This window comes from Neobacillus soli NBRC 102451 (assembly GCF_001591665.1).
Taxonomy (GTDB): Bacteria; Bacillota; Bacilli; order Bacillales; family Cytobacillaceae; genus Neobacillus; species Neobacillus soli.
The window spans coordinates 89847-115887 of the sequence record NZ_BCVI01000019.1; the positions used below are offsets into that span (position 1 = coordinate 89847).

Sequence of the window (26041 nt, forward strand, 5' to 3'; positions counted from 1 at the left end):
AGGCGTTGGAAAATTTGGCACGTCCGTTTTTTATCACTAACGCAAAAAAGGGATGACGGCATCATCCCTTTTGTTTTTTTATATTTACTAGTTTAGTGAGCCGGAAACGACATTTCCTTTATAGAATACGGTTTTCCGTTTTGACCTTCTGGCAATTGCTTCTGCAGAACAGCTGGCATCGATTAAAATCATATTGGCTGTATCCCCTGCCTTTGGCCACACTTGGCTGCCCTCTTTGTCTAATGGTATGATGCCCCCAGTAATATACTTTAATGCTTGTGAGAGCGACAGCTCATCCGTCCAGCGGAATCGCTCCAGTAAACGGCCAGCTCTTTCAAGAACGTCACCGTTACCTGTTGGCCACCACGAATCATAAATATTATCGTTCCCTACTGCCACCTCAACTCCATAATCAGCCAATAGACTCACTGGCGGAATGTTTCGACCAATGGGAAGACTAGTTACTATCGAAATACCTGACTCTTTAAGAATCTCGGCCATTTCAATTGCTTCCTCTTTTGAGACATCCCCTAATCCAAATGCATGACTGACTGCTACCCTTCCTTCCCATCCAGCTTGCTTCGTCAAATAAGCGAGCCGCTTCATCGTAAATGTTCCTAAGTGACCAGGGTCATGTAAATGCAGATCTATATCGGCATTTCCCTCTACTGCCAAATCCATTAACTGCACGAGTGATGCTTCAATATTAAGATCTACTGTTGCAGGGTCCACAGCACCAACAATCCCTGCACCATTTCTCACAGCTTCTCTAATAAGTTCTACTGTTCCTGAACGCAGCAAGCCATGCTGGGCAAAGGCTACAATTTCTGAGCTTAATCTATTGGAATATGTTTCTAATGCTTGTTGTACTCCCTCTAAATTTTGCAATTTCACCTCAGGATAAATATCAACATGCGTTCTTACATGAGTAGATCCAAAAGTCAATATTTCCTCAAGCAATGCTTCAGCGCGTTGTTGAGTGGTGGATGGGATAGAGGCTAAAATGTTCTTTTCTATGTCACAACGTTCTATCACACCTGAAGCAGGGATACAAGCTCTCCATTCCCCGGCCATGTAGGTTTTGTCCAGGTGTACATGTTTTTCGATAAAAGAAGGAATCAGCAACAGTCCTTGTGCATCCTTCACAGACATATCAGTTGCAATTGGCTCAGTGCCGTTTACAATTTTTGCGATTTTTCCATCTTCAATTAATAAATGATATAGCTCAGTATTGGTACCGACAATTCTTCCGTTTTCTCTTTTGTAACCTGTTTCTAACCGCGTATTCATCAACCAATAAGTTCCATTCACATTCCTGCACCCTTTCATTCTTAAAAAACAGATAAAAGGGGTTATCCAAAATAGATATCCCTCTTATCAAAATTTCTTATTTAATTGATACATCATTAATTTCTAAATAGCCTGAAGGACTGATAGAGAAACCTTCTACATTCTTTGCAACAGCGGCTAAATTTTCAATTACCCGAACTGGAATGTATACCGCATCTTTCATTTCTAATTCCTGTGACTGTGCATAAAGCTCGACACGTTTCGCCTGATCTTTTTCACCACGAGCAGCATCAATTAAACGGTCAACCTCCTTATTGCTATAGAAGAAGGTATTTCCAGCCGCTCCTTGAGAATTCGTGTGGAAAAGGTTGTATTGATTATAATCTGCATCCCCTGTCGCATTCCTCCAGCTAAGGATAAACATTTCAGTATTACCCTTGTTTGCCTGCTCAACAAAGGTACCATACTCCAATACCTCGATATTTAATTTAATGCCAACCCCTTTTAACTGTGATTGGAGAACCTCTGCCATGTTTATTCTTTCTTTACTATCCATTGTTTTTAATGTCGTTTCAAAACCGTCAGGATAACCTGCTTCAGCTAGCAATTCCTTTGCTTCGTTAAGGTTATATTCATATGCCTTCATATCGGCATGATAGCCAAAGACCTTTGATCCCAATAAGGAATTTGCTTTTTTGCCAACATTATTGTAAACACCTTTGATAATGGAATCCATTTCAACGGCATGCGCGATTGCTTTACGAACGCGGACATCACTAAAAGGTTTCTTTTGTACATTAAAACCAATATACTCTGTCCCAAAACCTTCACTACGGTAAATCTCAGACTCCTGCGACGCTTCAACAGTGGACATCATCGGAACAGACAGCGGTTCAGCGATCTGTGCTTCACCGGTTTCAAGCATGGAGATTCTCGTTGTTTCTTCAGGAACTACCTTAAATACGACTTTATCTACCTTCGCTTTCGTTCCCCAATACTCATTGTTTTTAGTAAGAACAATCTCTTGCCCAGGGGTCCAGGATTCAAAGACAAATGGACCTGTTCCATTCGGTTCTTGAATAATTTTCTTTCCATACTTCTCAATCGTTTTCGGACTAATGATTCCACCTTCGTGACTAGCAAGAATGGAGAGTAAAGGGGAGAATGGCTCTGATAAAATAAATTGAACCGTAAATTCATCTACTACCTTCACTTCTTTTACCATTTTAAATACAACAGCTCTTGGTGAAGCAACATTCGGATCTAAAAGCCGGTCAAAGGTTGCCTTTACTGCATCTGCATTAAAAGGAGTTCCGTCATGGAATTTTACATTTTTTCTAAGTTTGAATTCCCAAGTTGTATCATCCAGCTGCTTCCATTCTTCCGCCAGCAAGGGCTTAATTTCGGCATTTTTATCGCGGCCAACTAAGCCTTCATAAATCTTGCCGTGGGTAACACTTGCAGCATTGATTGTCGACATAAATTGTTGATCCAGGTTCTCAGCATCTGATAATCGAGCAATAACCAGCGTTCCCCCAGCCTTAGATGCCTTGTCCTTTCCATTTCCCTTTGTGCTGACGTCCTTATTGGTCGAACAGCCCGTAATAATAATTGCCATCAACAGACCTAAGAAAAATTTTCCCAACCCCCGTTTTGCTTTCATGGCTCAATCCTCCTGAATATTTTTTTGAAATCATTTACTTTTGTCTAATTATAAAAAATATTCAGACTAATTGTTTCGAAAATCTTTACCTTCTTTTACAATATCTTTACTTCTTTTTAAGAATTTCATTAGATTCGACTTTTTTAAAGGATGACTGAAACAATTTATGTTCTGGAAGCAGCTGATAATCCCTTTCCAAATATCCTTTTTTCATTTTGTTAAAATATTTTTGTCCTTTGGATTTGATTTCTTCCAAATCAAGGCTTGGGATTTTTTGATCCTTCATAACAATTCGGCCATTAATGATTGATAATTTGACATCTCTTCCCGACCCACTGACAATCATCGTTCGAATCGGATCGTCGATTACCCCCATGTGGAATCCATCAAGATCAATCGCAATTATATCTGCCTTAGCACCCACAGCTATTCTGCCCAGGTCATCCCTGCCAAGAAATTTAGCGGCTCCAAGTGTAGCTGCACGGTAGAAATCGGCAAATGTGGAGTTATCTACCTCTTTTTCTATAAAACGCGAGAACATACTGCCCGTTCGAATGTTCTGAAACATATCTGGCGGAAAGGTATCTGTTCCTAATGCTAAATTGATTCCGGCCCTTTTGTATTTTCCGAAAGATTCTAGTGCGGCCATATGTCTCCCAATTATCAAAGGGCAATGAATGACCGTAGTATTAGTCTCTTTTAGAAGGGCTATGTCATCTCCCTCGCCAGATTGTGCCTCACTATAACCAGCAATAAAATGGGCATGTGGGATCCCGGTCTTCGGACCTAAAAATCCTAGATTATATAAATATTGGATAGGCGTTACACCATGTGTATCCATAATTGTTTGATATTCGAAACTTCCTTGTGCTGCATGTAGTTTAATTGGAACACCCAATTGATCACTAAAATATTTTGTCTGGGTAAGACTTTCTTCCGTTTGACACTCAATCCGTTCTGGAGCAAGCATCCCTTTCACTAAGCCATTATAGGCACCATCAAATTCCTCAATAAATTTTACTGCTCGCTTGAGTCCTTCTCTACCAGCTTCTTCATCCCAAAAAAGCTTGATGGTTCCGCCAGGTTCGACGACTCTCATTCCCGATTGGTAGCTTGGACCTAAATAGATTCGGAGTCCTAGCTGTCCTGCATGGTGTGCAGCAGCTGCTAGCTCTTCATAACTTTCAGCCCATCTTTTATAGAATACCGATGTAATGGGCATGGCAGTTGTAACCCCATGGAGAATCAGCTGCGAATAGGCATAAAGCGATTTAAAGGCTTCTTCTTCCTCCGTCATTACTTCATGATGCCCATTTTCAACGTAACGCTCTGACCAAAGAAGATTCTTTGTTCTATTAGAACTCGCTTCTAGATGTAAAATATCATGATCAATATCTCCTAATGCATTCAAATCAATAAATCCGGGACTAATCACAGCGTTTCCAGCATCAATTACTTCATCCACTTCTTCGGGATAATTCTTCCCGACAAATAGTATCGTGTCGTTTTCGTAAACAACCTCGGCATTTTCTAAAATCACATGATCGTCCCCATCATAGCCAATGACATATCTTCCCTTTAGCTTCGTTTTCATTTATTTTCTCCTTTCACTGGGGCAAAATTGTAATCTTCCTCGTTGTATCTCTTTTCATCTACATAGGCACGAGCATGTCCCCAAAAATACTTTGTTGGATGCATATATTTATCAAGGCCTGCACGCTGAATCGTTGAATTCGCCTCTTCACACGCCTCATTTAAAACTGTGCTTTCATCAACCGTACCAACCTTTCGCCCTTCCATAATGATTTTCCCGTCGACAATGACATGGTCGACATCATTAGCAACAGCTTGGAACACAAGTCTGTGAACATGCATAAATTCTGGAGTTAGGTGTGGCTGGTGGAGATTGACAGTGATTACATCTGCCTTTTTCCCAATTTCTAGAGACCCAAGTTCGTCATCCCAGCCAATGCATTTTGCTGCATCAATGGTTACCATTTCTAACAGCTTTCCTGGCGGTAAATAATATTCGTCTCGTAATGCGGCTTGGTGAACAAACTGTGTTTTCCTCATTGCTTGAAACATATCAAAACTTGTACAAGGTGATGTCCCATCTGTAGAGATAGCTACCGTAGCTCCCAGCTCAATTAATTCAGGTACCGGTGTTCGTGCACTAACCTGTGTGATGCCCGGTGAGGCACTTACACTTGTACCTGTATCGGCTAAAATCCTTGCTTCATCAAAAGAAATTCCTCGGCAATGCTGCAGGTGGACATCGGGGCCTAAAAGGGCGTTTTCCCAATCTTGTACGGCTAGGTGGATCATCCCGCCAAAGGCATCAGAATGAATTCTTGTTCTATATTTCCTAGCAATCTCACGAATTTTTTTCGCTTGAAACAAATCATGTTCCGTTAATCCATAAAGCTTAGCTGGTGAGGTTGGACCAGATGGTTCAACCGATGTAACGATGACAAATGGTGTGATAAATGCCCTCGTCCTGTCTTCATTGGCATGATGTAATGCTTCAATCACTGCTTCAGCACCGTTTAACACTTCTTCATAGGTTACTTCCTTTGTTATTCTTTTCCCATCAACCCAGCGGCTGAATAAATGCGGCCATGGCGGGTTGCATGGACCTGTACATACAACTTCTCTAACACCGATTTCTGCATATGCTTTCGCATGATTGATGGCAAAAATTGGGTCATCAGAGCGCGGCATCGAGCCTATAACGGATACACCTGTCGTTATACCAGCCTTTAATCGTTCTAAGGCAGAGAGCCTTCCTTCGTAATACCAAAAATCATCGGTTACAAAATGCTTATACGTATTCGTCATAATTGGCATCCAAAAGTCGATATTCTCCATTGCAATTGTTTTAAACATCGAATGTCCACCATGACCGTGGACATCAATTAACCCTGGTAAAATACACTGATGGCTGCAATCGATTCGTTTCCTTACTTCATACTTCAATTCTAGCTTCTCAGTTGTATCAACATCGATAATTCTTCCATTATCAATGGCGACTGCACCATTTTGAAGTATCCGTCTGCTAGAATCCATCGTTATGACGGTTCCATGTGTAAGCAGCAAATCAATCATTTTTTCCTCCTCCAATCTGCAAACTGTTCTTCTTTTTTGCCCGTAAGTCGTTAGATTAATTATAGAAAAAAAACGATTGTTAGTATTTTCAGAAATATTACTCTTTTTTTATATATTTCTACTTCATTGCTGCATCATATTTCCTTCAAATTCTATTTTGATTAAATTTGATGCAGGCAATTGGAGGATCATGTGGGGCTGTATATAAAATGAATGTTTTATTACCTGATGATGAGCCATTAGAATTAGAGCAAATGGAATATTTACTGCAATCTGAAACGGGAGCAGGCAATGGCGATATCATTCTCATGCATATTGGTGAAATTAACACTCTGAAGGGGTGGACTGAGTTATTCCATGGTTAAAAGCACCAGAATACCGAATAGTTATATTAAGCGATTTACTTAATAAATTTGAAGGACTTTTCAAATAACTATAAAAGTAAAAGCCTCCACCCCTGGTTTTTTTAAGGGGGGAGGCTTCTTAATTGTATTCTTTTGTCTGGGTCCTTTAATACACTTTAATCTCTATCCAAAAGTGCAGCACCGGCAATTCCAGGCTCAGTCATTTCATAAACATTTAAAATGATGTCTAATTCTTCTTCGGTTAGGACATCATGCAACAGGCATAATTCACGGACTGACTTACCGCTTGCAGTGGCCTCTCTCGCAATTCGTGCCGCCACTTCATAACCAAGATGCGGATTGACTGCTGTAATAATTCCTACGCTCTTTTCAACATATTCTTTTAGCCGCGTTTCATTTGCTTCAATACCTGCCAAGCAGTAATCAGTAAAGGAACGGAATCCATTATTCATAATACTGATAGATTGAAGTAGGTTAAAGACTAATACAGGCTCCATGACGTTTAATTCAAGTTGACCCGCTTCTGAAGCGAGGCAAATCGTATGGTCGTTTCCAATCACCTGGAAGGCAATTTGATTGATGAGTTCCGGCATTACAGGATTAACTTTCCCTGGCATGATCGACGAACCGGGTTGACGGGCAGGAAGGGAAATTTCCGCTAGCCCGGCACGTGGACCTGACGCCATTAAGCGTAAGTCGTTGGCGATTTTTGACATGTTCATCATACAGACTTTTAATGCAGCTGAAACTTCGGTATAGGCATCGGTATTCTGAGTGGCATCAACAAGATGTTCGGCATTAGTCAATGGTAATCCACTAATCTCAGTTAGTTGTTTGACGACATCCTTAATATATTGGGGGTCAGCATTAAGCCCGGTCCCAACAGCTGTTGCTCCCATATTCACTTCATATAAATTCTCGCGGGAATGATGAATCCGCTTTATATCACGTGCAAGAACGCGGCTATATGCTTCAAACTCTTGACCAAGGCGGATCGGAACAGCATCTTGAAGATGGGTGCGGCCCATTTTTATCACGTTTTCAAACTGTTTCGCCTTCATCTTAAAAACTTTGTGCATATCGTTCATTGTAATAAGCAATTTCTCTAGTAACTTTAAGCTTGAAATATGAATAGCTGTCGGAAAAACATCATTAGTTGATTGCGACATATTTACATGACTATTAGGACTTAAATGATTATAGGCCCCTTTTGCATGCCCCAACAATTCAAGCGCCCGATTTGCTATAACCTCATTTGCATTCATGTTCATCGACGTTCCAGCTCCGCCTTGGATGGGATCAACAATGAACTGATCATTCCATTTCCCCTCGATAATTTCATCTGCTGCTTGGATAATGACATTCCCTAATCCGCTATATAAGCGTTTTGTGTTCATATTGGCAGCTGCAGCAGCTTTTTTCACCATTGCTAGTGCTTTTATTAACTCTTCATTAATTCGATAACCGGTAATTGGAAAGTTTTCAACGGCCCTTAACGTTTGTATTCCGTAATAGGCATCCTTTGGTATTTCCTTTTTTCCTAAAAAATCTTGTTCTATCCTTTTCGTGTCCATCAACATCTGTCCCACCTCTTATAGATAACAATCTATTTTGATAAATATTCCTCACAAAAAATAATAACAGCTATTCCTATCCTTGTCCCACTTTTCATCTTTATTCCATGAAATATATTAAAAATCTCTTTTTAAAAAGCTAACTGGCAATTCTTATATAACAATCCAAGATTTCACTTTCATAATATGTTTTAAAATAAAGCAAACTTTTATTAAGTATTCTTCTTATATTTAGTGTCAGGCACCTTCAAGAAATCTTTTTTAATACATGAGTAAATGGTATGATGTTTTGCGAGATTACTATTTTACGAGGATGGATAACATGAACAGGTTACTTTATATTGCTCTTTTTTTCACATTACTTTTAACCGGCTGCAGCATACAGGAAGCAAAAGCCAGTAATAAGAAATTCCAGCTGGCAGCAAATCAAGAGATTAACATGAAAGTGAGCAAGAAGGCACCACTAATTAAAAAAATACCTGTCTTCGAGCCGAAAGCGGCCATTTCGATAAGCCCCATGACTTTTGAATCTGCTAATACAACCTTAACCACAATAAATCGACCAACGGATGTTTCAGAGATTGATTATCATATTTGGCGGACCGCCGATGGGCAAAATGATATGAAAATTTTCAAGTCGACACAAAAGGAAAATGATTTTTCATTCTTGTTTGATACGAAGGAATTTTCGGGGCAGCGGGGAGAATTTCAGGTCGAGGCATACGGAATGTTTGAAAATGGCAGGCAGGAACTTCTTGCAAAATCTACCCTAACCTTTCAACCATATGTCCCCATTCTTATGTACCATGCCATAGCTGACTATCCTGGTAAAGGCATAAAGGAACTGTTCGTGACGCCTGCCAATTTCGAAGCGCAAATGAACTATTTAAAGGAAAACGGATATACCCTCCTTACCTTTGAACGCTGGGATGAAGTGAACAAGGTGAACAAGCCGATTCTTGTCACTTTTGACGACGGGATGAAAAACAATTTGAATGCATTTCGAATTCTCCAGAACTTGCAGGATGATCATTTCCAGCCGGCGGCAACCGAATATGTCATTGGGTCCTATATTGATAAAGGGTCTAATCACTTATCTTCTACTGATATTAAAGAGATGGTGGATTCCGGAATTTTCTCTATTCAATCACATACGATGTCACATGCAGATCTTCCAAAGATTACAAATTATCAGGAAGAGCTCAACGATTCTAAGCTGAAACTTGAACAATTGACAGGAAAGCCCGTTATTGCGATTGCCTACCCATACGGACATTTTGATGACAAGGTTGTGGAAGAAACGAAGAAATATTATAGATTCGCGACAACCACAAAGCCGGGGCAATTTATCGAAAAGGGTGAGCAGGATGAATTTCTGCTCATGCATCGTGTAAGAATCTCTTATTCAACAACCATCAATCAGTTTGCCGCGCAAACAGGAGCAAGGTAGGAAGCTTTTAAAGCTTCCTTTTTTTATTGTCACCTATCTATGAAAGACTGATTGAATTTTTTTAAAAGTTTTCCGAATGAATCTTTTTCCTCTTCCGACCAATCCTTTAAAAGTTCCGTTATTCTTTTTATTCGTGCCTGTTTGTATTCAATTAATTCCTTTGTTCCTAAATCAGTTATCTGCAGAGAGTATGCTCTTCCATCCAGGGGATCGGGAATTCTGTACACATATCCTTTTTGTTCTAAAGCTGCCGCTTGTCTGCTCACGGTGGAAATATCTAAACGGAATTCATCCGACAAAACTTTAATTCCTGCAGATCCATTTGCTGATAATTGATGTAATAAAAGATAGGCGGATCGATCTAGCTTACTAATTTTTTTATTCGAGGTTATTGATGTTGTACGACGAATAAGGATCGCCAATTCTAGTTCAATGGTTTCTAACATATACTCATCCATGTCTTTACTACCTCACTTTTCCCCTTATTTTCTATAACTCATGTTAACATAATTCCATCCAGTATTCACAGCCCACACCAGTAATCAACATTGACATAGTGATAAATAGTTGTATAATACAATAACATAGTTTCATAATACAACTTGTTTGTAGCAAAGGAAAATAATTGTTAGAGGATTGGAAAAAGAACAACCTTTTTAATAAAAAAAATTTACGGAAAATTCATTAAAGGAGAAGTGAGAATGACATCTTTATCAAAATCTAATGCACCAACTCCATCAAACAAGGCACTAGCTAACGGGGGGAAGGAAGGTTTACTTAGTCAGCCAAAGGCAGTCTGGGCAGTTTTTTTTGCAAGTATAATTGCCTTTATGGGGATTGGTCTTGTTGACCCGATTCTCCCTGCTATTGCCAAAAATTTAAATGCATCACATAGTGAAGTAACACTACTTTTTACAAGCTATAATGCCGTTATGGCAGTCGCCATGCTTATTACCGGGGCGATTTCGTCTAGACTTGGTATCAAATGGACTTTGCTGACTGGTATCGTCATCATCGCCATATTTTCAGCGCTTGGAGGGTTATCCAACGGGATTTGGACACTTGTTGGGCTTCGCGGCGGCTGGGGCTTAGGGAACGCATTATTTGTAGCAACAGCGTTAGCGGCCATCGTATCCCTTTCAAATAGCGGAACAGCAAAAGCAATCATTTTATATGAAGCTGCAGTCGGGCTTGGGATTTCAGTTGGACCCCTTGTCGGCGGCTGGTTAGGTGCTATGTCATGGAGAGGCCCATTTCTTGGGGTTGCTACATTGATGATTGTTGCTTTTATCGGTCTTTCTACCTTAATGCCGAAAACTAGTACCAAAAACACAGTAAAATCTAAAACATCAATAATGGATCCGTTCCGTGCCCTGAAGCACCGTTCTCTTTTAGTATTAGGGATTGCGGCTGCCCTGTACAACTTTGGATTCTTTACCTTACTGGCTTACGCTCCTTTTGTAATGGGTTTAGACGAACATGGATTGGGCTTTGTATTCCTTGGCTGGGGTTTATTGCTGGCTATCACTTCTGTATTCATGGCACCAAAACTCCAGCAACGATTCGGAACCGTTAAATCTATGTGTATTATGTTAACCTTGTTTGCACTTCTTCTACTTGTCATGGGTATCTGGACATCTACACAATGGGTTATTATTGCTGCAGTTATACTTGCAGGTGCCTTATTAGGGAATAACAATACGCTGATTACTACCGCTGTAATGAACTCCGCTCCTGTTGAAAGGTCTACGGCATCGGCCGCATATAGCTTCCTGCGCTTTATCGGAGGAGCCATCGCACCCTTTCTTGCTGGTAAATTATCGGAGTGGTTTAATTCATCTGTTCCATTCATCGTCGGTGCAGGATTTGTGTTTCTATCGGTCCTGTTTATTTGGTTCAATAATAAGCATATAAAACATGTTGACGATGTTGAATCCGCCCATTGATTTTATTTTTGAAAAAAGATGTTAAAAGGCCGAATACGTTGTCGGCCTCCTTTACCATGTTCAGTTTATTTTCTTCAACCACTTTTTTTGTTTTACATGACATACTAAGTAAGCAATTAGTGAAACTCCAATTATCGCCGCGGATAACTGCCCAACAAAAGGATAATCCAAATAGATCCCGGAAAAACATCCGATCAATCCTAGTATTCCCAAAAAATACGACTGCTTTTTCTGATTTTCATAGATTAAAAAGCAAAATTCTCTTTGCTGTCCTGTTTCCTTCCATGCAAGAAGCCTTTGCGGCGTTTCTAAAATATCAGTAATCGAATGAAAGATATGAAATATCGGCTGGGAATGCATCCATTTCAATACTAGTTTCCATTTACTTTGGTTCCCATGATTTATCCATTTCAAAAAGGCAGGTTTGGCAATCTCCAAGAATTCTTGATTGGGGTTAATGGTATGAAGCATTCCCTCAATCGTAACAAAAGAACGGCCCAAGAAAATAAACCGGGTGGGTACTTGGATTGGAAGTGATTTGACAATATCGTTAAGGTCTTTTTTAATCTGAAAAAGATCCATTTCTTTCAATTGATTCAAATCAATCGTAAATGCTTCTTTTAGAATAGGTTCAATCGTTTTTGGATTCGTATCCTGAAGCAAAAAACCTAACTCCTTTAATACCTTTACTGCCATCGAGTAGTTTTTTGCCAAGATTGCCTGTAACAAATCTTGAAAATTTGCAGCATCTCTTTTAGAAATTTCTCCCACCATGCCAAAATCTAGCAGAACAATCGTCCCATCTGATTTCACCAGTACATTCCCAGCATGTGGGTCCGCATGAAATACTCCCGCTTCTAGCCATTGTGGAATAAAAATTTCGAATAAACGCTGGGATAATTTTTTTCTATCAATGTCATAATAATCTAAAAAGTTACTATCTGTAATTCTAACGGCTTCCACCCATTCCATAACCAGCACATGTGTAGTACTTAACTCAGGAAAAACCTTTGGGATTGCCATCCTGTTATATTTTCGAAAGCGGTGACGAAAGTGGTTAATCGTTTCCAATTCTTTATTGAAATCTAATTCTCTTTGAATGACCATTCTTAGCTCTTGGTATAACATCTTAAAATTAATAAAGCCTTTCGGAATGGTTCCAAGGTGGCGGGCAAGCCAAATAATTATCGCTATTGACCGAAAGTCCGTTCGAATGATTGACTTGATTGTTGGGCGCTGCACCTTAACAGCAATCTCGGTTCCATCTTTTAACCGACCACGGTATACTTCCCCGATTGATGCGGAAGCCACTACTTTTGTATCTATCGACAGCAGTTTATCCTCTATTGGTCCACCCCATTCTCTCTCCAATACCTTTTTAATATCTTTCCAAGGTGAAGGTGGTACTTGATCAACTAAATCTTGTATCTGGTTTACAAAACTACTAGGAAGCAAATCCGCACGAATGCTTAAAAATTGGCCTACCTTTATTAATAGTCCCTCTAACTTAAATAACAGCTGCCGAAATTCCTGGCCAATTCTTCCCCATAACTTTTCCCGTTCCGACTCCGATTTCTTGAGAATTCGATACCAGTAGACTCGAAACAAAACGGATAGGGTAAAGGACAGAATCCTCCACATTCGCAGCCATTTTCGATCATATTTCATTCACAAGCACCCTTTCCAGAACCTGCTAAATGTTAAGTCCTACCCATTTTACCAACATTTTACCGTAAAAGTATAGACCCATGATCGATAGGCAGCAAAAAGCCAGGCTTATGATGCCTGGCTTAAATTATATGGAACCCAAGATAAAATAAATCAAAAAGAAAAAGGCGATAACATACATCGTAATAGAAACCTCGCTTCTCCGGCCAGTGACCAGCTTGAGAATCGGATAGGCGATAAAACCGAAGGCAATCCCATTGGCAATACTAAAGGATAATGGCATTATTGCCATCATTAAGTAGGCGGGAAAAGCTTCTGTAAAGTCATCAAATGGTATTTCCTTCAGCGATTGAACCATCAGACAGCCGACAATGATGAGGACAGGTGCAATCGCCGCATTTGGTATCACTTTAAAAAGCGGAATCAGAAACAATGCAGGAATAAACAGCAGACCTGCCGTTAACGAGGTTAAGCCCGTTCTCCCGCCTGCGGCAATACCTGTTGCCGACTCTGCAGCTGTCGTTGTCGGGCTGCAGCCAAAAAGTCCCGCACCGATAATCGAAAAGGCATTGGCCTGAAATGATTTCCTGAACTTCGATTTATCTGGAAGCATGCCAAGTTGAGAACCCATATTTTGAAAAATAATGACCATCGATAAAGAGAACACAGCCGTCCAAAAATTAACCGTACCAATCTGACTAAAATCAAAGGCAAAAAGGATCTTATCGTACCCTCTAAAGGAGAAACTAAAATCACGTAACGATGAAAAATCAACAATCCCCAGTAATCCGCCAATAACTGTACCTGCGATAATCCCAATCAGGAAATTCCCCTTCACATTTCGTAAGAAAAGTGGAACTAAAATGATCAAAGTAAGCAAGGTTGTTAAGGCAATTGGACTCCCAAGATCACCTAGTTTGACAAATGTCCCCTCGCCCGCAACAATTATTCCACCATTTTTTAATCCTAAAAAGGCAATAAAAAAGCCAATTCCCGCTGTCATTGCGTTTATCATCGACTTTGGAATGGAGCGTGATAAATAAACCGCCCCTTTCGTTATTGTCATCAAGGTAAAAACAATACCTGCCAGGAAGACAACTGCAAGTGCTTGCTGCCACGTGAGTCCTAATGAAAAGACGAGAGTAAAGACAAAAAAAGCATTATCTCCCATCCCAGGGACAATAATTAATGGCGAATTGGCCCAAAGTGCCATTAACATACAGCCCATAAAGCAGCAAATCACCGTTGCAATGGTTACGGCTTCATATGGCATGCCGGTTTTACTTAATATCGCCCCATTGACTACGATAATATAAGCAACCGTCATAAATGAAGTTAAACCGGCAAGAACCTCGGTCCGGAAACTCGAATTTTCTCTTTGAATATAAAATAGCTTATCTAATCGTTTCTTCAACCAAAATTACCCCTTTTTTTGTACGAGTTTAATCGTCCAAATAGTGTTATAATTATTTTTGCCACTTGTTATTTAACTCATCAAGATCTCCATGTCGAAAGGATGTATATTTATGATTTCCAACATCTCAGAAATTGCGATTTTCTCTGATATTCCTGAGGTTGACTTCCCACGTATCCTTCCACTGCTTAGGGAACGAAATTTTAAAAAGAACCATATCCTCATGTTTGAAAATGATCAAAGTGAGGATGTTTACATCATTCGGTCAGGTATGGTGAAGGTTTTTCGTATTCATGAAGGGAAGGAGATCATTCTGAGTATTTCCATGCCTGGAGATATCCTCGGAGAAGTTGAGGCCTTGTCGAGTGACAATCATCGAATTTCTTCCATTGAAGCACTTGAAAATGTTTCAGTTTGGCAAATTACAAAACAGGATTTCCTGAAAATTGTCGACAAATATCCTTCTGTTTTAAGAAAAGCTTATATGATTCTCGTTGAACGGACCAGAATGCTCAACCGCTTGATTCGCTATTTAACCTTCTATGATGTACGTACGAAAGTTGCAAATTTACTTATGGATCTCTATTATAATTTCGGGAAACCAAGTGGCGATATTTTTAAAATCGACCTAAAAATGAGTCAATCCATACTTGCTAGTATGCTGGGTGTAACTAGAGAATCCATCTCAAAAATATTAGGAGATTTTCAAAATGAAGGACTTATCGATATACGTGAAAAGTATTTTTACCTTTTAGACAAGAACCAGTTGGAAGTAATATGCAGTCAAACAGAAGAGGTTCCAACGCTTCGGAAGTGGTCTAACCTTTAGTCAGGTCACCCTCCAATAATAACAAATGAAAGCATTCCATTTCAGTTACCACGCCAACAAATATTTTGTTAACTGGTTCACAAAAATAAGGTTATCCTATTAACTGAATCTAACTTTGCCAAATGATCAGTAAATTTCACAAAATATGGTTTATTAACATGAACAACTTTAGATTACATTGGATAGAAAAAATAAACTTTGATACCAATCAAATTTCCAATAATTATTTTCATAAACATAGCGAACAGTGAAATTGTCCGCTATGTTTAAAGACGCTGTTTTTTAAAGGGAATTTACCTATGGAATGATCTTAGTAGATCTAGCCCTTTCCGCTGATTGTTGAATTGGCTTACTTAAAGGTTTTTTCAATACAAGCGCTAAAAGAAGGCTGGCGGCAACAAAAACAAGTAAAAATAGGACATCCTTTATAACTACCTCATTCACCATCCCCCCTACCGTTTCACGGAGCATGCTGACCGCATAGGTAAATGGCATGAAAGGATAAATCGTTTGGAAAAAGTGAGAGGTCGTACTAATCGGAAAGGTCGCGCCAGAGCTGGAGATTTGAAGCACTAAAAAAATGATAGCTAAACCTTTTCCGATATTACCAAACACCGAACATAAGGTATACGTGATAATAATAAACACCATGCTGATAAACATACTCAATAGTACAAACCAAAGTTTATCTACGGCGTATGTATGAATTAAAAACAAATCACCAAGAGCGACAATGGCTCCTTGGAAGATTCCTATCGTTAAAAACGTGAATAACCTTCCCAAATAGAGATGGTACCCCCTGTAACTATTATCGGGGTTTTCAACATCTACTCTTAAAGAGGCAATTAGAAGAGTGGCTCCTACCCAAAGGGCCAGCATTGTATAAAAGGGTGCCATCGCTGAACCGTAGTTTGGAATGGGAAAGATCCGCTTCGTTTTCAAAAGGATAGGACTTGATAAAAAACTGCTCTCTTTTTGCGGATCATGCGTTAGGAATTGAATGAGATTGTTCATATCCACACTGCTTTCAAACCTGCGGATCTTATCGGCGGCACTCCTTATACTTGCTTCAAATCCCGGGAGATCGTTTCGAGCTAAATCTGCAGCTTTATGGACGACCTTTACTAGTTCAGGAAGCTTTGTTCTAACAAGGTCTGCCGCTTTACGAATATCTTCCTCTGCTTTCGGCAAATCAGTTCGCACAAAGTCTGCCGCCTTATGCATTTTTTGCTCAACAGTTGGCAAATCATTTTTAAAAAATAAGGCTGTTGAGTTAATACCCCCTGCCACCTTGTCCACTTTCTGTTGAAGAGCCACATGTATTTCATGGATACTTCCATGGATTTTTACTAGTTCTTCATATAGCCGATTTAACTGCTCTTGATTTGCTGTGGTGTCAGCCTGATTTGTGTTCTCGGCACTATCAATCGCCTGTTTAATATTTGCCTCTATTTCAGACAAATTCGCTGCCGCCTCAGAGATAATATCGCTAGCATGCTTTATGTCTGTAAACTTCCCTTGCAGCTCTTCCACCGTGTCACCTGCCTCATGGACAAGCGGCAATTTAGCTTCGACCTTTAATATACTGGTGCCTGCCTGCTGAATTTCGGGTATTCTTTGTTCTAGCTCGATAATCTTCTGGCCCTTTTCCTGAATTTCCGGCAGCTTCCCCTCAAGTTCAATTGCCTTTTTTCCCATTTTCTCTATCTGTGGCAGTGCCTTCTCTAGGTCAAAGATTTGTTTTTCAACCTTATGAATGGACGGTAATTCTTGCTCTAACTCCACGCCAGCCTTATGAAACCCTGAAAAAATCGCGTCACCCACTGTTTTAATAAAGGCTTGCGATATTTGAGCTGTAACGCTCGACGCCCCCGAACTGGCAATTTTCGGTGCCACTGCATTGATTTTTTCATTTACAGCGAACTCTATTTTCGGTTTTTTGGGGTTCACCTCCAAAATACTCGTAAGCTTCTTCGAAAAATCCTTTGGAATAATCAAATAAGCATAATAGTTTCCTTTCTCTACACCACTTACCGCTTCGCTTCGATTAACAAACACCCAGCCTAGCTTATGATTCTTTTTCAAGCTTTTTATTGTTTCATTTCCAACATTCATTTTCTTCCCGCTAACCTCTGCTCCTTCATCCTCGTTAGCAACGGCCACCCGAATCCCTGAGGTATTACTATATGGATCCCACATAGATTTAATATTCACCCATGCGTATGCAGAAGGGAGGACCATTAGTGCCCCTATCAACAATGCCACAGTAGGAACGCTAAATATATTTTTCCAATCCGTTTTATAAATGTGCCAAACCTTTCCCATTTCCCCCACCCTTAACAAGTTTTATCATTCCTTTATCATTCACTATTTACAATGAAAGATTCAGGAAATGGGAAAGACTTGTTTCGAAAAATAATTTCTATTCAAAAAGGGAAAATTAAAAGAAACATTTGAACAAAGGGGCTTTATTCTTATGATATGGTTTCGTTTAGTTGTCGTATTCATTTGTTCTTATTCGATTGTCCAAACGAATGCCATGGCAGAGATGATAAAGAGAAAGCAAGTGGAACCTACTGGACAAGTAGTTTGGGAAGTTCCTACAAAGAAAAAGGTCATAGCGTTAACATTTGACGATGGACCTCATCCCAAATATACATTACAGATTCTTGCTCTCCTTAAACAATACGAAGCGCATGCTACATTTTTCCAGATAGGATACAAAATGGAGCGCTATCCGGAGGTTGTACAGCAAGTAGTTCTGGATGGCCATGAACTGGGCAATCATTCAATGTCACATACCTATGAAAATAAAGCCGGATTTAAACGTATGCGCTTAGAAATAACCCGGGCAGAACGAATTATACAAAGGTATCAACAAAACAATCCGAAGTTGTTCCGCCCCCCTGGTGGATATATAGATTATAACTTACTAAGAGAAGTAAAAGATAAGGGGTATAAAGTAATACTTTGGTCCTATCATCAGGACCCCAATGATTGGGCTTTACCTGGGGCAAAAATAATTTCGGATCATGTGATTCGTCATGCAAGAGATGGTGATATTGTTCTATTACATGACGGGGGCGGCAATCGCAATCAAACCATTCAAGCACTTAAAACCCTTCTGCCAACCCTTAAAAAACATGGTTATCAATTTGTAAGTATATCTGAGTTACTAGAGTATAAAAATCACTGATCACAAAAAGAGAACGGAACGAACAGTGCCTGTCACTGTTCGCATACCGTTCTCTTTCAATATTGAGTCTTAATGGCAGTTGCCCTGAATAAAAGTCTTGATATTCTTTGACTTAAACCCATCCAAATCAAACTATATAACAGAGAAAACAGGAAGATGAGTAAAGCTATTTTAATATCAAAGGAATGTGAAACCGAGGGACCTAAGATAGGAAACCTAAGCAGATAAAGTAAAATCATAATTCCAATGGAAAGTGCAGCACCACCAAATACTGTGATGATAATCCAATTCCTCCACCACTTAAAGGCCATACCGAGCGCAACTCCTAACAGCCCGGTTGTAAGCGAAAAAACAAGCAGCTCACTTGGTTGAAGAATCGCTAATAATAAAATGGTTAGGAAGTACGACATAAAACCAATCCTAAATGACAGCATGGTTGACAGCACAATCGTTAGTGTAGCAAGGATACTTAGTGCATATCCAAATCCAACAAATATACCTGCGGACTGAAAAATTGCTGCAAAGGCGGCCAAGACAGAGCCTATTACTAATTTTGTTGTATTCGAATAGGGGCAGTAACTTTTCGCTCGGGAATTTATGTATGCCTGACGGTGATTTAGACGCTCTTTCATAGGAAACCCCCTCCCTTTTAAGATAATGCTTACGCCCTTTAAAATATGATGGTTTTTAATATGTTTACGCAACATTTACCACTAGAGTGAAAAATGAATTAGGGATTGCCCAATGCAATCCCCATCCGTTTTTATATAGCGTGAAAAATTTTCAAAATTGGTTTTTAATAAAACCCACCACCACCGATAAAGCTTGCACCGATGATAATAAGCAGGATAAATAAAACTACGAGCAAGGCAAATCCGCCCCCGAAGCCTGCTGCACCATCCATTGAATCCACCTCCTATCTGTTCCTGAATTATCTTATGTAAAAGAATCTCCTTTGTGTGGGTCTAGGTGTAGATTTCTAAAACCATGCAAAAACTAGGCTCTTACGTCGTTTAAATGAATACAACGTAAGAGCCTAGTTTCGAATTAAAGGTAAAGTGGTCCCCTAAAATTTTCGTAGGACCTTCCTTAACCCTTTAAAAATTTCCGATAGTTTCAATTTCCTCTGGTTGTAGTTTGTGCTCATCATAGACATCCAAAGCCGCTTGCACACTTTCACCCTTATTTACTTTATAACCTTTCCTAATAAGTGTTGCTTCCAAGGCTGCAAGGACATGGAGAATATTTTTCTTGCGACAGCTATATCCCATTGTTCCAATCCTCCAGATCTTTCCATGGAGCGGTCCAAATGAACTCGCAATTTCTACTTCAAAATCTTCTAGCAGCATTGAGCGTACTTCTTCGCTGTCAATTCCATTAGGAACCTCAATACAGGTAACGACTGGAAGCTTGTGCAATTCATCACCAAATAAATGTAAACCCATTGCCTTAATTCCTGATACCAATGCCTTTTCATTTAGCTTATGGCGGGCAAAACGATTTTCAAGGCCTTCCTCTAAAATAATCCGCAGCCCTTCTCTTAAGGCATATTGCATACTAGTTGCTTCCGTATGATGGTTAAGTCGTACCGGGCTCCAATAATCTTGAAGCTGTGCTAAATCAAAATAATTGCTTATGATTCTATTGTTTGAAGGCTCGCTTTGAAAGTTTCTTAATCCTAGTTCAATACTTTTCCTCTTAAATAGGATTTCTTCAATTCGATTGTTATAAGTGATCGGAGCCAATCCGGATGGAATAGATAAGCATTTTTGTGTTCCTCCAATAACCGCATCGAGCTTTAGTTCATCAACCTTTAGATCGACCCCGCCTATGGATGCCACAGCGTCGACGACCAACAGAACATCAGCCTCCCGACAAGCTTCTCCAATCTCCCTTAGTGGCTGCATACAGCCAGTTGATGTTTCAGCATGAACGATGGCTACAATTTTAGGAGATACTTCATGAATCTTATTAATAATAACTTCCGGATCAAAGACTTCTCCCCAAGGAGCTTCCATTGTAATTACTTCTGCTCCATAACGTTGGCAGATTTCCGTTAACAGGTATCCAAAACGGCCAAAGATTGGGACAAATACTCGATCCCCAGGTGAAATGATACTGCAAAGGACAGCTTCGATCCCCGATCTAGATGTCCCATCCACCGGGAATGCCCATTGGTTATCTGTTTGAAAAATAGAACGAAGCATTTCCATTGTTTCATTCATTATATTTGTAAATGCTGGATCAAATTGACCTAATATGGGGGTCGCCATTGCTCTTAAAACACGGGGATCTACTTCTACTGGCCCGGGAGTCATAATCGTTCTTAGAGGAACATTTAAATCTTTATACTTGGTCATAAAATAAAGCCTCCTGAAGTGAATTCTAGCTAAAAAATGAAAACGTTTCCTATTAAGAAACATTGTTTCAAAATAATAATAGAATTTTATCAGGATAAAGCACTAAAATCAATAAGATTCTAAATATTCAAAGAGGCAGATACCCAAATAGCGAACAGTGGCACTGTTCGCTATTTCCCGTGGTACTTTCATTAAAAAAGGAATAATCGACAATTTTCAAATCATATGACTTTATTTTCATCAACCTCTGAATAATAATTATAATAAAAAATAAAATTTAAAGATATGTAAAACAATAAAACACCGACCTTACAGAGAACAAGGCCGGTGTTTGTGTTAATGATTTAAATTATTTTCACCTTTTCCATTTTTCGGTACTAACGGAATTTGATTATAAGTTTTAATGATTGCACGTGGAATCGGCTCCAGTAACGGGCAAAGCTTATAAACAAGTATGCTGACTGCTAACCCAACAACTATACTGCCAAGTACATCAAATGGATAATGGTGCCCAACGTAGATACGAGAAAAACCGGTTAAAACAGCAAACAAAACCATCGCGCCCCCTATTTTACGGTGACGTAAAAAAACCGCAAGTGCTAATGAAAATGCGCCTGTAGTATGATCACTTGGAAACGAAGCATCAGCTGCATGTTTAACAAGTAAATGCACGTCGTGCGTGACAAATGGACGCGGCTCAAAGTAAATTTGACCAATGACAAAATTAATGAATAATCCTAATACACCTGTAATGGCTGCATAAACAACTGTGTATTTATATTTTTCTTTACCGAAAAACCAAATGCTAAGTAAAACCAAAGCATAGATGATTAACGCCCTTTCTGTAACGAAAACCATCAGCCCATCTAAAAAGGGGTGATTTCCCGCAAAATCATTAACAGCTTGAAATAGTTTGTAATTCATAACATGCCTCTTTTCTTTATAATAGGTTAGGAAAAGATAATCCCAACAATCCTCCAAGCCAGGCGACTAAAACACCCAACACCACAGAACTGGAAACATAAATTACAGCTTGTCTACGATCCCTTTTCTGCAACAATTGAATCGTTTCGTATCCAAACGTAGAAAAGGTCGTAAAAGCCCCAAGAAAACCTATTCCACATAAAAGCCATATCCAATCAGGAATACCATTTCCAAGATGCAAAACAGCAAGAAAACCAAGTACAAATGAACCGCTTATATTAATGATCCAAGTTCCAAAAGGGAGTGAACTAGATGATTTGCTTGTTATCCATTTTCCGAGCAGAAACCGTGAAATGGCGCCAAATATACCACCGATACCAACAAACAGCATTAATCCGCCCTTCCCTTCCCATGTTTTACCGGACCAACATTACCTTCAGCAAACTTAGCGCCTAATAAAGCGAATCCAATTCCTCCCAGTATGCTAAGCAGTACATAAAGTAATGCAAACAAAAATTGATGATTTTTTATCAAATTCATGGTTTCAACGGAGAAAGTTGAAAATGTGGTAAAGGCCCCAGTAAACCCTGTTCCAATCGCTAATTTTACGTTAGGGTTAATACTTAATTTTTTAGCTGTAAAGGTGAAAAACCAGGCAAGAAATAGACAACCTAATAGGTTGATTATCAAGGTGCTAGCAGGAAACCCCGATGGTGAGGGTATTATTTTTCCGACCATATAACGCAATATAGCACCTAAAAACCCGCCCACTCCCACTGCAAATACATTCATTCAACGGGACATCCTTTCTTTAACCAATAAATTAAAACAGACTCCTACCAGTTACAAGAAAATCACTGGTAGGAGTCATTAGTCACATGGACGGTTTCGGCGAACTCCATCACCTATTCGAATAGTTAATATTATACGCAAAAAATATTAATAATCCAATCGTTATTTGGTGAAAGATAAAATAGGTTGACCAAGCAAAAAAATAAAAGTATAATCCAAACATAAGTTTATTTTTCAAACAATAGTTTGAAAAATATTTATTAACCAAACCACAATCATTTAAGGAGGCAACATATTTTGAAAAAGCGTAATGTCGGAATGGCACTATCATTGGTTCTTGCAGCAGGTACATTATTAGGCGCTTGCGGTAAAAGTAATGACAACAAAAGCACGGATACTTCCAAAAGTGGAGGCAAAGAAAAAAACTTCACTGTAGCAATGGTTACTGACATCGGTGGTGTTGATGATAAATCATTTAACCAATCTGCATGGGAAGGGCTTAAAAATTACGGTAAAGAAAATGGCTTAAATAAAGGAAAAGACGGTTACGATTACCTTCCATCCCAGTCAGATGCTGATTATGCAACAAACTTAAATACGCTTGTTCGTCAAGGCTTTGATCTAGTATACGGTATCGGTTTCTTAATGCCGGATGCAGTTGAAACTATTGCAACACAACGAAAAGATTCTAAATTTGCCATCGTAGACGCTGAGGTAAACCAACCCAACGTGGCAAGTATTCTGTTCAAAGAGCAAGAAGCAGGATTCCTAGCAGGAGTAGCAGCGGCCAAAACAACAAAAACAAACCATATCGGTTTTATCGGCGGTATGGAAATTCCTGTTATCGAACGATTCGAATCCGGTTTCTTGGCTGGTGTTAAAGCTGCTAAGCCTGAGGTAAAAGTTGACGTTCAGTATGCAGGTGTGTTTGACAAAGCGGAGATTGGTCAAACCATTGCTTCTAAAATGTATTCTACTGGAGCCGACGTAATTTTCCACTCAGCCGGGGCTACTGGTGTAGGTCTCTTTAAAGAAGCAAATGACCTAAAGAAAAAAGACCCAAGCAGAGACATTTGGGCTATTGGTGTAGACCGTGACCAAGCTGACATGGGTCCAGACGTGGTCCTTACATCTGCATTAAAGCGCGTTGATGTAGCTGTTAAAGACCTTGCAACTAAAACAAAAGACGGCCAATTCCCTGGGGGTAAAGTTACGTTATATGGTTTGGCTGAGGATAGTGTTGGTTTAGCACCTATCAATGCGAAAGCAGCCAACAAAGCTGATATTGAAGCATCAGTAAAAGAGTGGGTTGAGAAAATTAAATCAGGCGAGCTAAAAGTTCCCGAAACACGTAAAGAATTAAAAAGCTTTAACCCGAAAAAATAGAAAAGAAAAAGAACGGATAAGATACTGTAATTTATGAGGTGAGTTTGTGCCGGAACAAATAACGGAGAAGGAACAATTGATTCTCAATTTAATACGGAAGAACCCTTATGTTTCACAACAAGAGCTTGCAGAAACATTAGGGTTATCCCGGCCTTCCATTGCAAATATCATTTCTGGTTTAATTAGAAAAAGAAATATTTTAGGCAGAGCCTACATTTTGAGTGAATCACAACAAGTAATTTGTATCGGCGGGGCTAATATTGATCGTAAATTCCACATAAAAGATAAAGCCCAGTTAGGTACTTCAAATCCAATTTATGCTACTCAAAATGCAGGCGGAGTTGCCCGGAATATTGCTGAAAACCTTGGGCGGCTTGGGATGGAAGTGGCACTTATTTCAACGAGCGGCGATGATAAAGATTGGTCAATCATTGAAGAAGCATCTTCCCTATACATGAACTTAGACACCGTGACCCGATTCCCTGAAAAATCAACAGGTTCCTACACGGCTGTTTTAGACTCAACCGGTGATTTAATTATTGCCTTAGCAGATATGGAAGTGTACGAAGCCCTCACCCCTAATTTACTGCAGAAACATGAGGTATTATTAAGCCAGTCAAAATGTATCATGGTCGATTTAAACTGTCCGAAGGAAACCATTCAGTTCTTGTGCAATTTCGCTAAAAGCCATGACCTGCCCCTTGTCTTAATACCGGTTTCATCACCGAAAATGAAGCGGCTACCAAAGGACCTATCCGGTGTGACATGGCTAATTACAAACCGAGATGAATCTGAAACTTACTTTAATACTGAAATAAGTAATGAAGAAGATTGGAAAGCAACTGTAGAAAAGTGGTTATCATTAGGGATATCCAACGTGGTCATTACTAATGGAAAAGATGGCTCAATGATTGGTAATCAGGAGGATGGAATCTTCCGTGTATCACCTATTGAAACAAATGAAATTGTCGATGTCACAGGAGCGGGAGACGCTTTTTCCTCCGCTGTTATTTACTCTTGGTTAGAAGGTAAAACGTTAATCGAAATTGCAAAGGCCGGAAGTATGAATGCTTCTAAAACATTGCAATCACCATACACAGTCAGACAAGATCTAACAGCTGTACAACTACAAAAAGACTTGGAGGAATTAATATGAAACAATACATTACTTTATCTGAAGAAGTACGTGCAGCAAAAGAACAAGGAAAACCAGTCGTTGCGTTAGAGTCTACGATTATCTCTCATGGCATGCCTTATCCACAAAACGTGGAAACCGCTCGTGAAGTGGAACAAATCATCCGTGATAATGGAGCCGTTCCGGCAACGATTGCGATTATAGATGGAAAAATTAAAATCGGATTATCTGACGAAGAATTAGAAATGTTCGGTAAAAGTTCAGATGTTGCAAAAGCCTCAAGACGTGATTTAGCTTATTTAATCGCAACCAAAAAACTGGGAGCAACCACGGTTGCTGCGACGATGATTTGTGCGGAAGCAGCTGGAATTAATATCTTCGTAACCGGTGGTATTGGCGGTGCACACCGAGGCGCAGAAACAACCATGGATATCTCAGCGGACTTAGAAGAATTAGGACAAACAAATGTGGCCGTCATTTGTGCGGGTGCTAAATCGATTCTAGATTTAGGATTAACGATGGAATATCTTGAAACAAAAGGTGTACCGGTTATTGGCTATCAAACTGATGTCCTTCCTGCCTTCTATACACGCAAAAGTGATTTCTCAGTGAACTTCCGTGCAGACGATGCGGAAACTATCGCCTCTACATTGAAAGTTAAATGGGATTTAAATCTTCAAGGTGGAGCAGTTATTGCCAACCCTATTCCTGAAGAATTTGCCATGGATGAAAAAACCATTAATAACGTAATCGAATCTGCATTAAAAGAAGCAGAGGAAAAACATATTTCTGGTAAGAACGTAACGCCATTCTTATTAGGTAAGGTAAAAGAATTAACAGAAGGCAAAAGCCTTGATGCAAACATTGCCTTGGTTAAAAACAATGCAGTAATTGGAGCAAAAATTGCTGTCAGTTTTAATGAAATGAAATAAGGATTAGAAAAC

23 protein-coding genes and 1 riboswitch are annotated in these 26041 nt (G+C 39.5%); of the genes, 8 read left to right on the forward strand and 15 right to left on the reverse strand.

Annotation, left to right across the window (positions count from 1 at the left end; all coding sequences use genetic code 11):
• Nucleotides 1-87: 87 nt before the first annotated feature.
• The 4 genes from BSO02S_RS08035 to BSO02S_RS08050 form a co-directional block, all read right to left on the reverse strand.
• Nucleotides 88-1311: an amidohydrolase gene (locus BSO02S_RS08035; protein WP_066065074.1), complete on the reverse strand. Its 1224-nt coding sequence runs from the start codon at nucleotides 1309-1311 to the stop codon at nucleotides 88-90.
• 76 nt (nucleotides 1312-1387) lie between these two features.
• On the reverse strand, nucleotides 1388-2953 hold the full coding sequence (locus BSO02S_RS08040; RefSeq protein WP_066065077.1) for a glutathione ABC transporter substrate-binding protein: 1566 nt from the start codon (nucleotides 2951-2953) through the stop codon (nucleotides 1388-1390).
• Between the two features lie 106 nt (nucleotides 2954-3059).
• Entirely contained in the window at nucleotides 3060-4547 is a 1488-nt protein-coding gene (locus BSO02S_RS08045; protein ID WP_066065080.1) for an amidohydrolase family protein, read from the reverse strand.
• Nucleotides 4544-6058: an amidohydrolase family protein gene (locus tag BSO02S_RS08050; RefSeq protein WP_066065083.1), complete on the reverse strand. Its 1515-nt coding sequence runs from the start codon at nucleotides 6056-6058 to the stop codon at nucleotides 4544-4546. The genes BSO02S_RS08045 and BSO02S_RS08050 overlap by 4 nt, the downstream gene beginning before the upstream one ends.
• A 170-nt stretch (nucleotides 6059-6228) precedes the next feature.
• On the opposite strand from BSO02S_RS08050, the gene BSO02S_RS26935 reads away from it, so the two are divergent.
• Nucleotides 6229-6423, forward strand: coding sequence for a hypothetical protein (locus tag BSO02S_RS26935; RefSeq protein WP_142303733.1), 195 nt, complete (start codon nucleotides 6229-6231; stop codon nucleotides 6421-6423).
• Nucleotides 6424-6578: 155 nt separating this feature from the next.
• On the opposite strand, the gene aspA is transcribed toward BSO02S_RS26935, so the two are convergent.
• Nucleotides 6579-7997, reverse strand: coding sequence for an aspartate ammonia-lyase (gene aspA / locus BSO02S_RS08055; RefSeq protein WP_425320380.1), 1419 nt, complete (start codon nucleotides 7995-7997; stop codon nucleotides 6579-6581).
• 322 nt (nucleotides 7998-8319) lie between these two features.
• On the opposite strand from aspA, the gene BSO02S_RS08060 reads away from it, so the two are divergent.
• Nucleotides 8320-9447: a polysaccharide deacetylase family protein gene (locus BSO02S_RS08060; RefSeq protein WP_066065088.1), complete on the forward strand. Its 1128-nt coding sequence runs from the start codon at nucleotides 8320-8322 to the stop codon at nucleotides 9445-9447.
• A gap of 29 nt (nucleotides 9448-9476) precedes the next feature.
• Here the strand turns inward: BSO02S_RS08060 and BSO02S_RS08065 are convergent, their stop codons facing one another.
• On the reverse strand, nucleotides 9477-9905 hold the full coding sequence (locus BSO02S_RS08065; protein ID WP_066065091.1) for a MarR family winged helix-turn-helix transcriptional regulator: 429 nt from the start codon (nucleotides 9903-9905) through the stop codon (nucleotides 9477-9479).
• 243 nt (nucleotides 9906-10148) lie between these two features.
• Here BSO02S_RS08065 and BSO02S_RS08070 point away from each other — a divergent pair, with 243 nt between their 5' ends.
• Nucleotides 10149-11393: an MFS transporter gene (locus tag BSO02S_RS08070; RefSeq protein WP_066065093.1), complete on the forward strand. Its 1245-nt coding sequence runs from the start codon at nucleotides 10149-10151 to the stop codon at nucleotides 11391-11393.
• A 60-nt stretch (nucleotides 11394-11453) separates the two neighbouring features.
• Here BSO02S_RS08070 and BSO02S_RS08075 read toward each other — a convergent pair whose 3' ends face one another.
• Both BSO02S_RS08075 and BSO02S_RS08080 read right to left on the reverse strand, forming a co-directional pair.
• Entirely contained in the window at nucleotides 11454-13061 is a 1608-nt protein-coding gene (locus BSO02S_RS08075; RefSeq protein WP_066065096.1) for an ABC1 kinase family protein, read from the reverse strand.
• A 127-nt stretch (nucleotides 13062-13188) separates the two neighbouring features.
• Entirely contained in the window at nucleotides 13189-14475 is a 1287-nt protein-coding gene (locus BSO02S_RS08080; RefSeq protein ID WP_066065100.1) for an NCS2 family permease, read from the reverse strand.
• A gap of 112 nt (nucleotides 14476-14587) precedes the next feature.
• On the opposite strand from BSO02S_RS08080, the gene BSO02S_RS08085 reads away from it, so the two are divergent.
• Complete coding sequence (locus BSO02S_RS08085) at nucleotides 14588-15304, forward strand: Crp/Fnr family transcriptional regulator (RefSeq protein ID WP_066065103.1); 717 nt, start codon at nucleotides 14588-14590, stop codon at nucleotides 15302-15304.
• Nucleotides 15305-15601: 297 nt separating this feature from the next.
• Here BSO02S_RS08085 and BSO02S_RS08090 read toward each other — a convergent pair whose 3' ends face one another.
• Entirely contained in the window at nucleotides 15602-17629 is a 2028-nt protein-coding gene (locus BSO02S_RS08090; RefSeq protein ID WP_066065106.1) for a YhgE/Pip domain-containing protein, read from the reverse strand.
• Nucleotides 17630-17780: 151 nt separating this feature from the next.
• Here BSO02S_RS08090 and BSO02S_RS08095 point away from each other — a divergent pair, with 151 nt between their 5' ends.
• Complete coding sequence (locus tag BSO02S_RS08095) at nucleotides 17781-18500, forward strand: polysaccharide deacetylase family protein (RefSeq protein ID WP_066065110.1); 720 nt, start codon at nucleotides 17781-17783, stop codon at nucleotides 18498-18500.
• 56 nt (nucleotides 18501-18556) lie between these two features.
• On the opposite strand, the gene BSO02S_RS08100 is transcribed toward BSO02S_RS08095, so the two are convergent.
• From BSO02S_RS08100 to crcB (BSO02S_RS08120), 6 genes are all read right to left on the reverse strand, one after another.
• Complete coding sequence (locus tag BSO02S_RS08100) at nucleotides 18557-19132, reverse strand: hypothetical protein (RefSeq protein WP_066065113.1); 576 nt, start codon at nucleotides 19130-19132, stop codon at nucleotides 18557-18559.
• 164 nt (nucleotides 19133-19296) lie between these two features.
• A complete protein-coding gene (locus tag BSO02S_RS26250; protein ID WP_084374942.1) occupies nucleotides 19297-19404 on the reverse strand; it encodes a YjcZ family sporulation protein in 108 nt (35 codons plus the stop codon).
• Nucleotides 19405-19597: 193 nt separating this feature from the next.
• Nucleotides 19598-20860 carry a pyridoxal-phosphate-dependent aminotransferase family protein gene (locus BSO02S_RS08105; protein WP_066065116.1) on the reverse strand — a complete coding sequence of 421 codons (1263 nt, stop codon included), beginning with the start codon at nucleotides 20858-20860 and terminating at the stop codon, nucleotides 19598-19600.
• A 336-nt stretch (nucleotides 20861-21196) separates the two neighbouring features.
• On the reverse strand, nucleotides 21197-21784 hold the full coding sequence (locus tag BSO02S_RS08110; RefSeq protein ID WP_066065119.1) for an undecaprenyl-diphosphatase: 588 nt from the start codon (nucleotides 21782-21784) through the stop codon (nucleotides 21197-21199).
• A gap of 16 nt (nucleotides 21785-21800) precedes the next feature.
• Nucleotides 21801-22175, reverse strand: a complete 375-nt coding sequence (gene crcB, locus BSO02S_RS08115; RefSeq protein ID WP_066065122.1) for a fluoride efflux transporter CrcB — start codon at nucleotides 22173-22175, stop codon at nucleotides 21801-21803.
• On the reverse strand, nucleotides 22175-22576 hold the full coding sequence (crcB, locus tag BSO02S_RS08120; RefSeq protein ID WP_066065126.1) for a fluoride efflux transporter CrcB: 402 nt from the start codon (nucleotides 22574-22576) through the stop codon (nucleotides 22175-22177). The genes crcB (BSO02S_RS08115) and crcB (BSO02S_RS08120) overlap by 1 nt, the downstream gene beginning before the upstream one ends.
• A 62-nt stretch (nucleotides 22577-22638) precedes the next feature.
• Nucleotides 22639-22699, reverse strand: a riboswitch (Fluoride riboswitch).
• A 174-nt stretch (nucleotides 22700-22873) separates the two neighbouring features.
• Between crcB (BSO02S_RS08120) and BSO02S_RS08125 the strand changes: the two genes are divergently transcribed.
• From BSO02S_RS08125 to BSO02S_RS08135, 3 genes are read left to right on the forward strand one after another with little or no spacing between them, the layout of a single operon-like run.
• The gene (locus tag BSO02S_RS08125) at nucleotides 22874-23962 is read left to right on the forward strand and encodes a BMP family lipoprotein (protein WP_066065129.1); all 1089 of its coding nucleotides are present in this window, start codon (nucleotides 22874-22876) and stop codon (nucleotides 23960-23962) included.
• A gap of 46 nt (nucleotides 23963-24008) precedes the next feature.
• Nucleotides 24009-25118, forward strand: coding sequence for a carbohydrate kinase (locus BSO02S_RS08130; RefSeq protein ID WP_066065132.1), 1110 nt, complete (start codon nucleotides 24009-24011; stop codon nucleotides 25116-25118).
• Nucleotides 25115-26029: a pseudouridine-5'-phosphate glycosidase gene (locus BSO02S_RS08135; RefSeq protein ID WP_066065135.1), complete on the forward strand. Its 915-nt coding sequence runs from the start codon at nucleotides 25115-25117 to the stop codon at nucleotides 26027-26029. The genes BSO02S_RS08130 and BSO02S_RS08135 overlap by 4 nt, the downstream gene beginning before the upstream one ends.
• Nucleotides 26030-26041 lie beyond the last annotated feature (12 nt).

What these genes read in the sequence shown, in the direction of transcription:
- BSO02S_RS08095 (WP_066065110.1), top strand. Translation starts at nt 17,781, where the DNA reads ATGATATGGTTTCGTTTAGTTGTCGTATTCATTTGTTCTTATTCGATT.
- BSO02S_RS08105 (WP_066065116.1), bottom strand. Translation starts at nt 20,860, where the DNA reads ATGACCAAGTATAAAGATTTAAATGTTCCTCTAAGAACGATTATGACT.
- BSO02S_RS08050 (WP_066065083.1), bottom strand. Translation starts at nt 6,058, where the DNA reads ATGATTGATTTGCTGCTTACACATGGAACCGTCATAACGATGGATTCT.
- BSO02S_RS26250 (WP_084374942.1), bottom strand. Translation starts at nt 19,404, where the DNA reads ATGGATGGTGCAGCAGGCTTCGGGGGCGGATTTGCCTTGCTCGTAGTT.
- aspA (WP_425320380.1), bottom strand. Translation starts at nt 7,997, where the DNA reads ATGGACACGAAAAGGATAGAACAAGATTTTTTAGGAAAAAAGGAAATA.
- BSO02S_RS08110 (WP_066065119.1), bottom strand. Translation starts at nt 21,784, where the DNA reads ATGAATTACAAACTATTTCAAGCTGTTAATGATTTTGCGGGAAATCAC.
- crcB (WP_066065126.1), bottom strand. Translation starts at nt 22,576, where the DNA reads ATGAATGTATTTGCAGTGGGAGTGGGCGGGTTTTTAGGTGCTATATTG.
- BSO02S_RS08065 (WP_066065091.1), bottom strand. Translation starts at nt 9,905, where the DNA reads ATGGATGAGTATATGTTAGAAACCATTGAACTAGAATTGGCGATCCTT.
- crcB (WP_066065122.1), bottom strand. Translation starts at nt 22,175, where the DNA reads ATGCTGTTTGTTGGTATCGGTGGTATATTTGGCGCCATTTCACGGTTT.
- BSO02S_RS08060 (WP_066065088.1), top strand. Translation starts at nt 8,320, where the DNA reads ATGAACAGGTTACTTTATATTGCTCTTTTTTTCACATTACTTTTAACC.
- BSO02S_RS08090 (WP_066065106.1), bottom strand. Translation starts at nt 17,629, where the DNA reads ATGGGAAAGGTTTGGCACATTTATAAAACGGATTGGAAAAATATATTT.
- BSO02S_RS08135 (WP_066065135.1), top strand. Translation starts at nt 25,115, where the DNA reads ATGAAACAATACATTACTTTATCTGAAGAAGTACGTGCAGCAAAAGAA.
- BSO02S_RS08100 (WP_066065113.1), bottom strand. Translation starts at nt 19,132, where the DNA reads ATGAAAGAGCGTCTAAATCACCGTCAGGCATACATAAATTCCCGAGCG.
- BSO02S_RS08070 (WP_066065093.1), top strand. Translation starts at nt 10,149, where the DNA reads ATGACATCTTTATCAAAATCTAATGCACCAACTCCATCAAACAAGGCA.
- BSO02S_RS08040 (WP_066065077.1), bottom strand. Translation starts at nt 2,953, where the DNA reads ATGAAAGCAAAACGGGGGTTGGGAAAATTTTTCTTAGGTCTGTTGATG.
- BSO02S_RS26935 (WP_142303733.1), top strand. Translation starts at nt 6,229, where the DNA reads ATGCAGGCAATTGGAGGATCATGTGGGGCTGTATATAAAATGAATGTT.
- BSO02S_RS08045 (WP_066065080.1), bottom strand. Translation starts at nt 4,547, where the DNA reads ATGAAAACGAAGCTAAAGGGAAGATATGTCATTGGCTATGATGGGGAC.
- BSO02S_RS08075 (WP_066065096.1), bottom strand. Translation starts at nt 13,061, where the DNA reads ATGAAATATGATCGAAAATGGCTGCGAATGTGGAGGATTCTGTCCTTT.
- BSO02S_RS08085 (WP_066065103.1), top strand. Translation starts at nt 14,588, where the DNA reads ATGATTTCCAACATCTCAGAAATTGCGATTTTCTCTGATATTCCTGAG.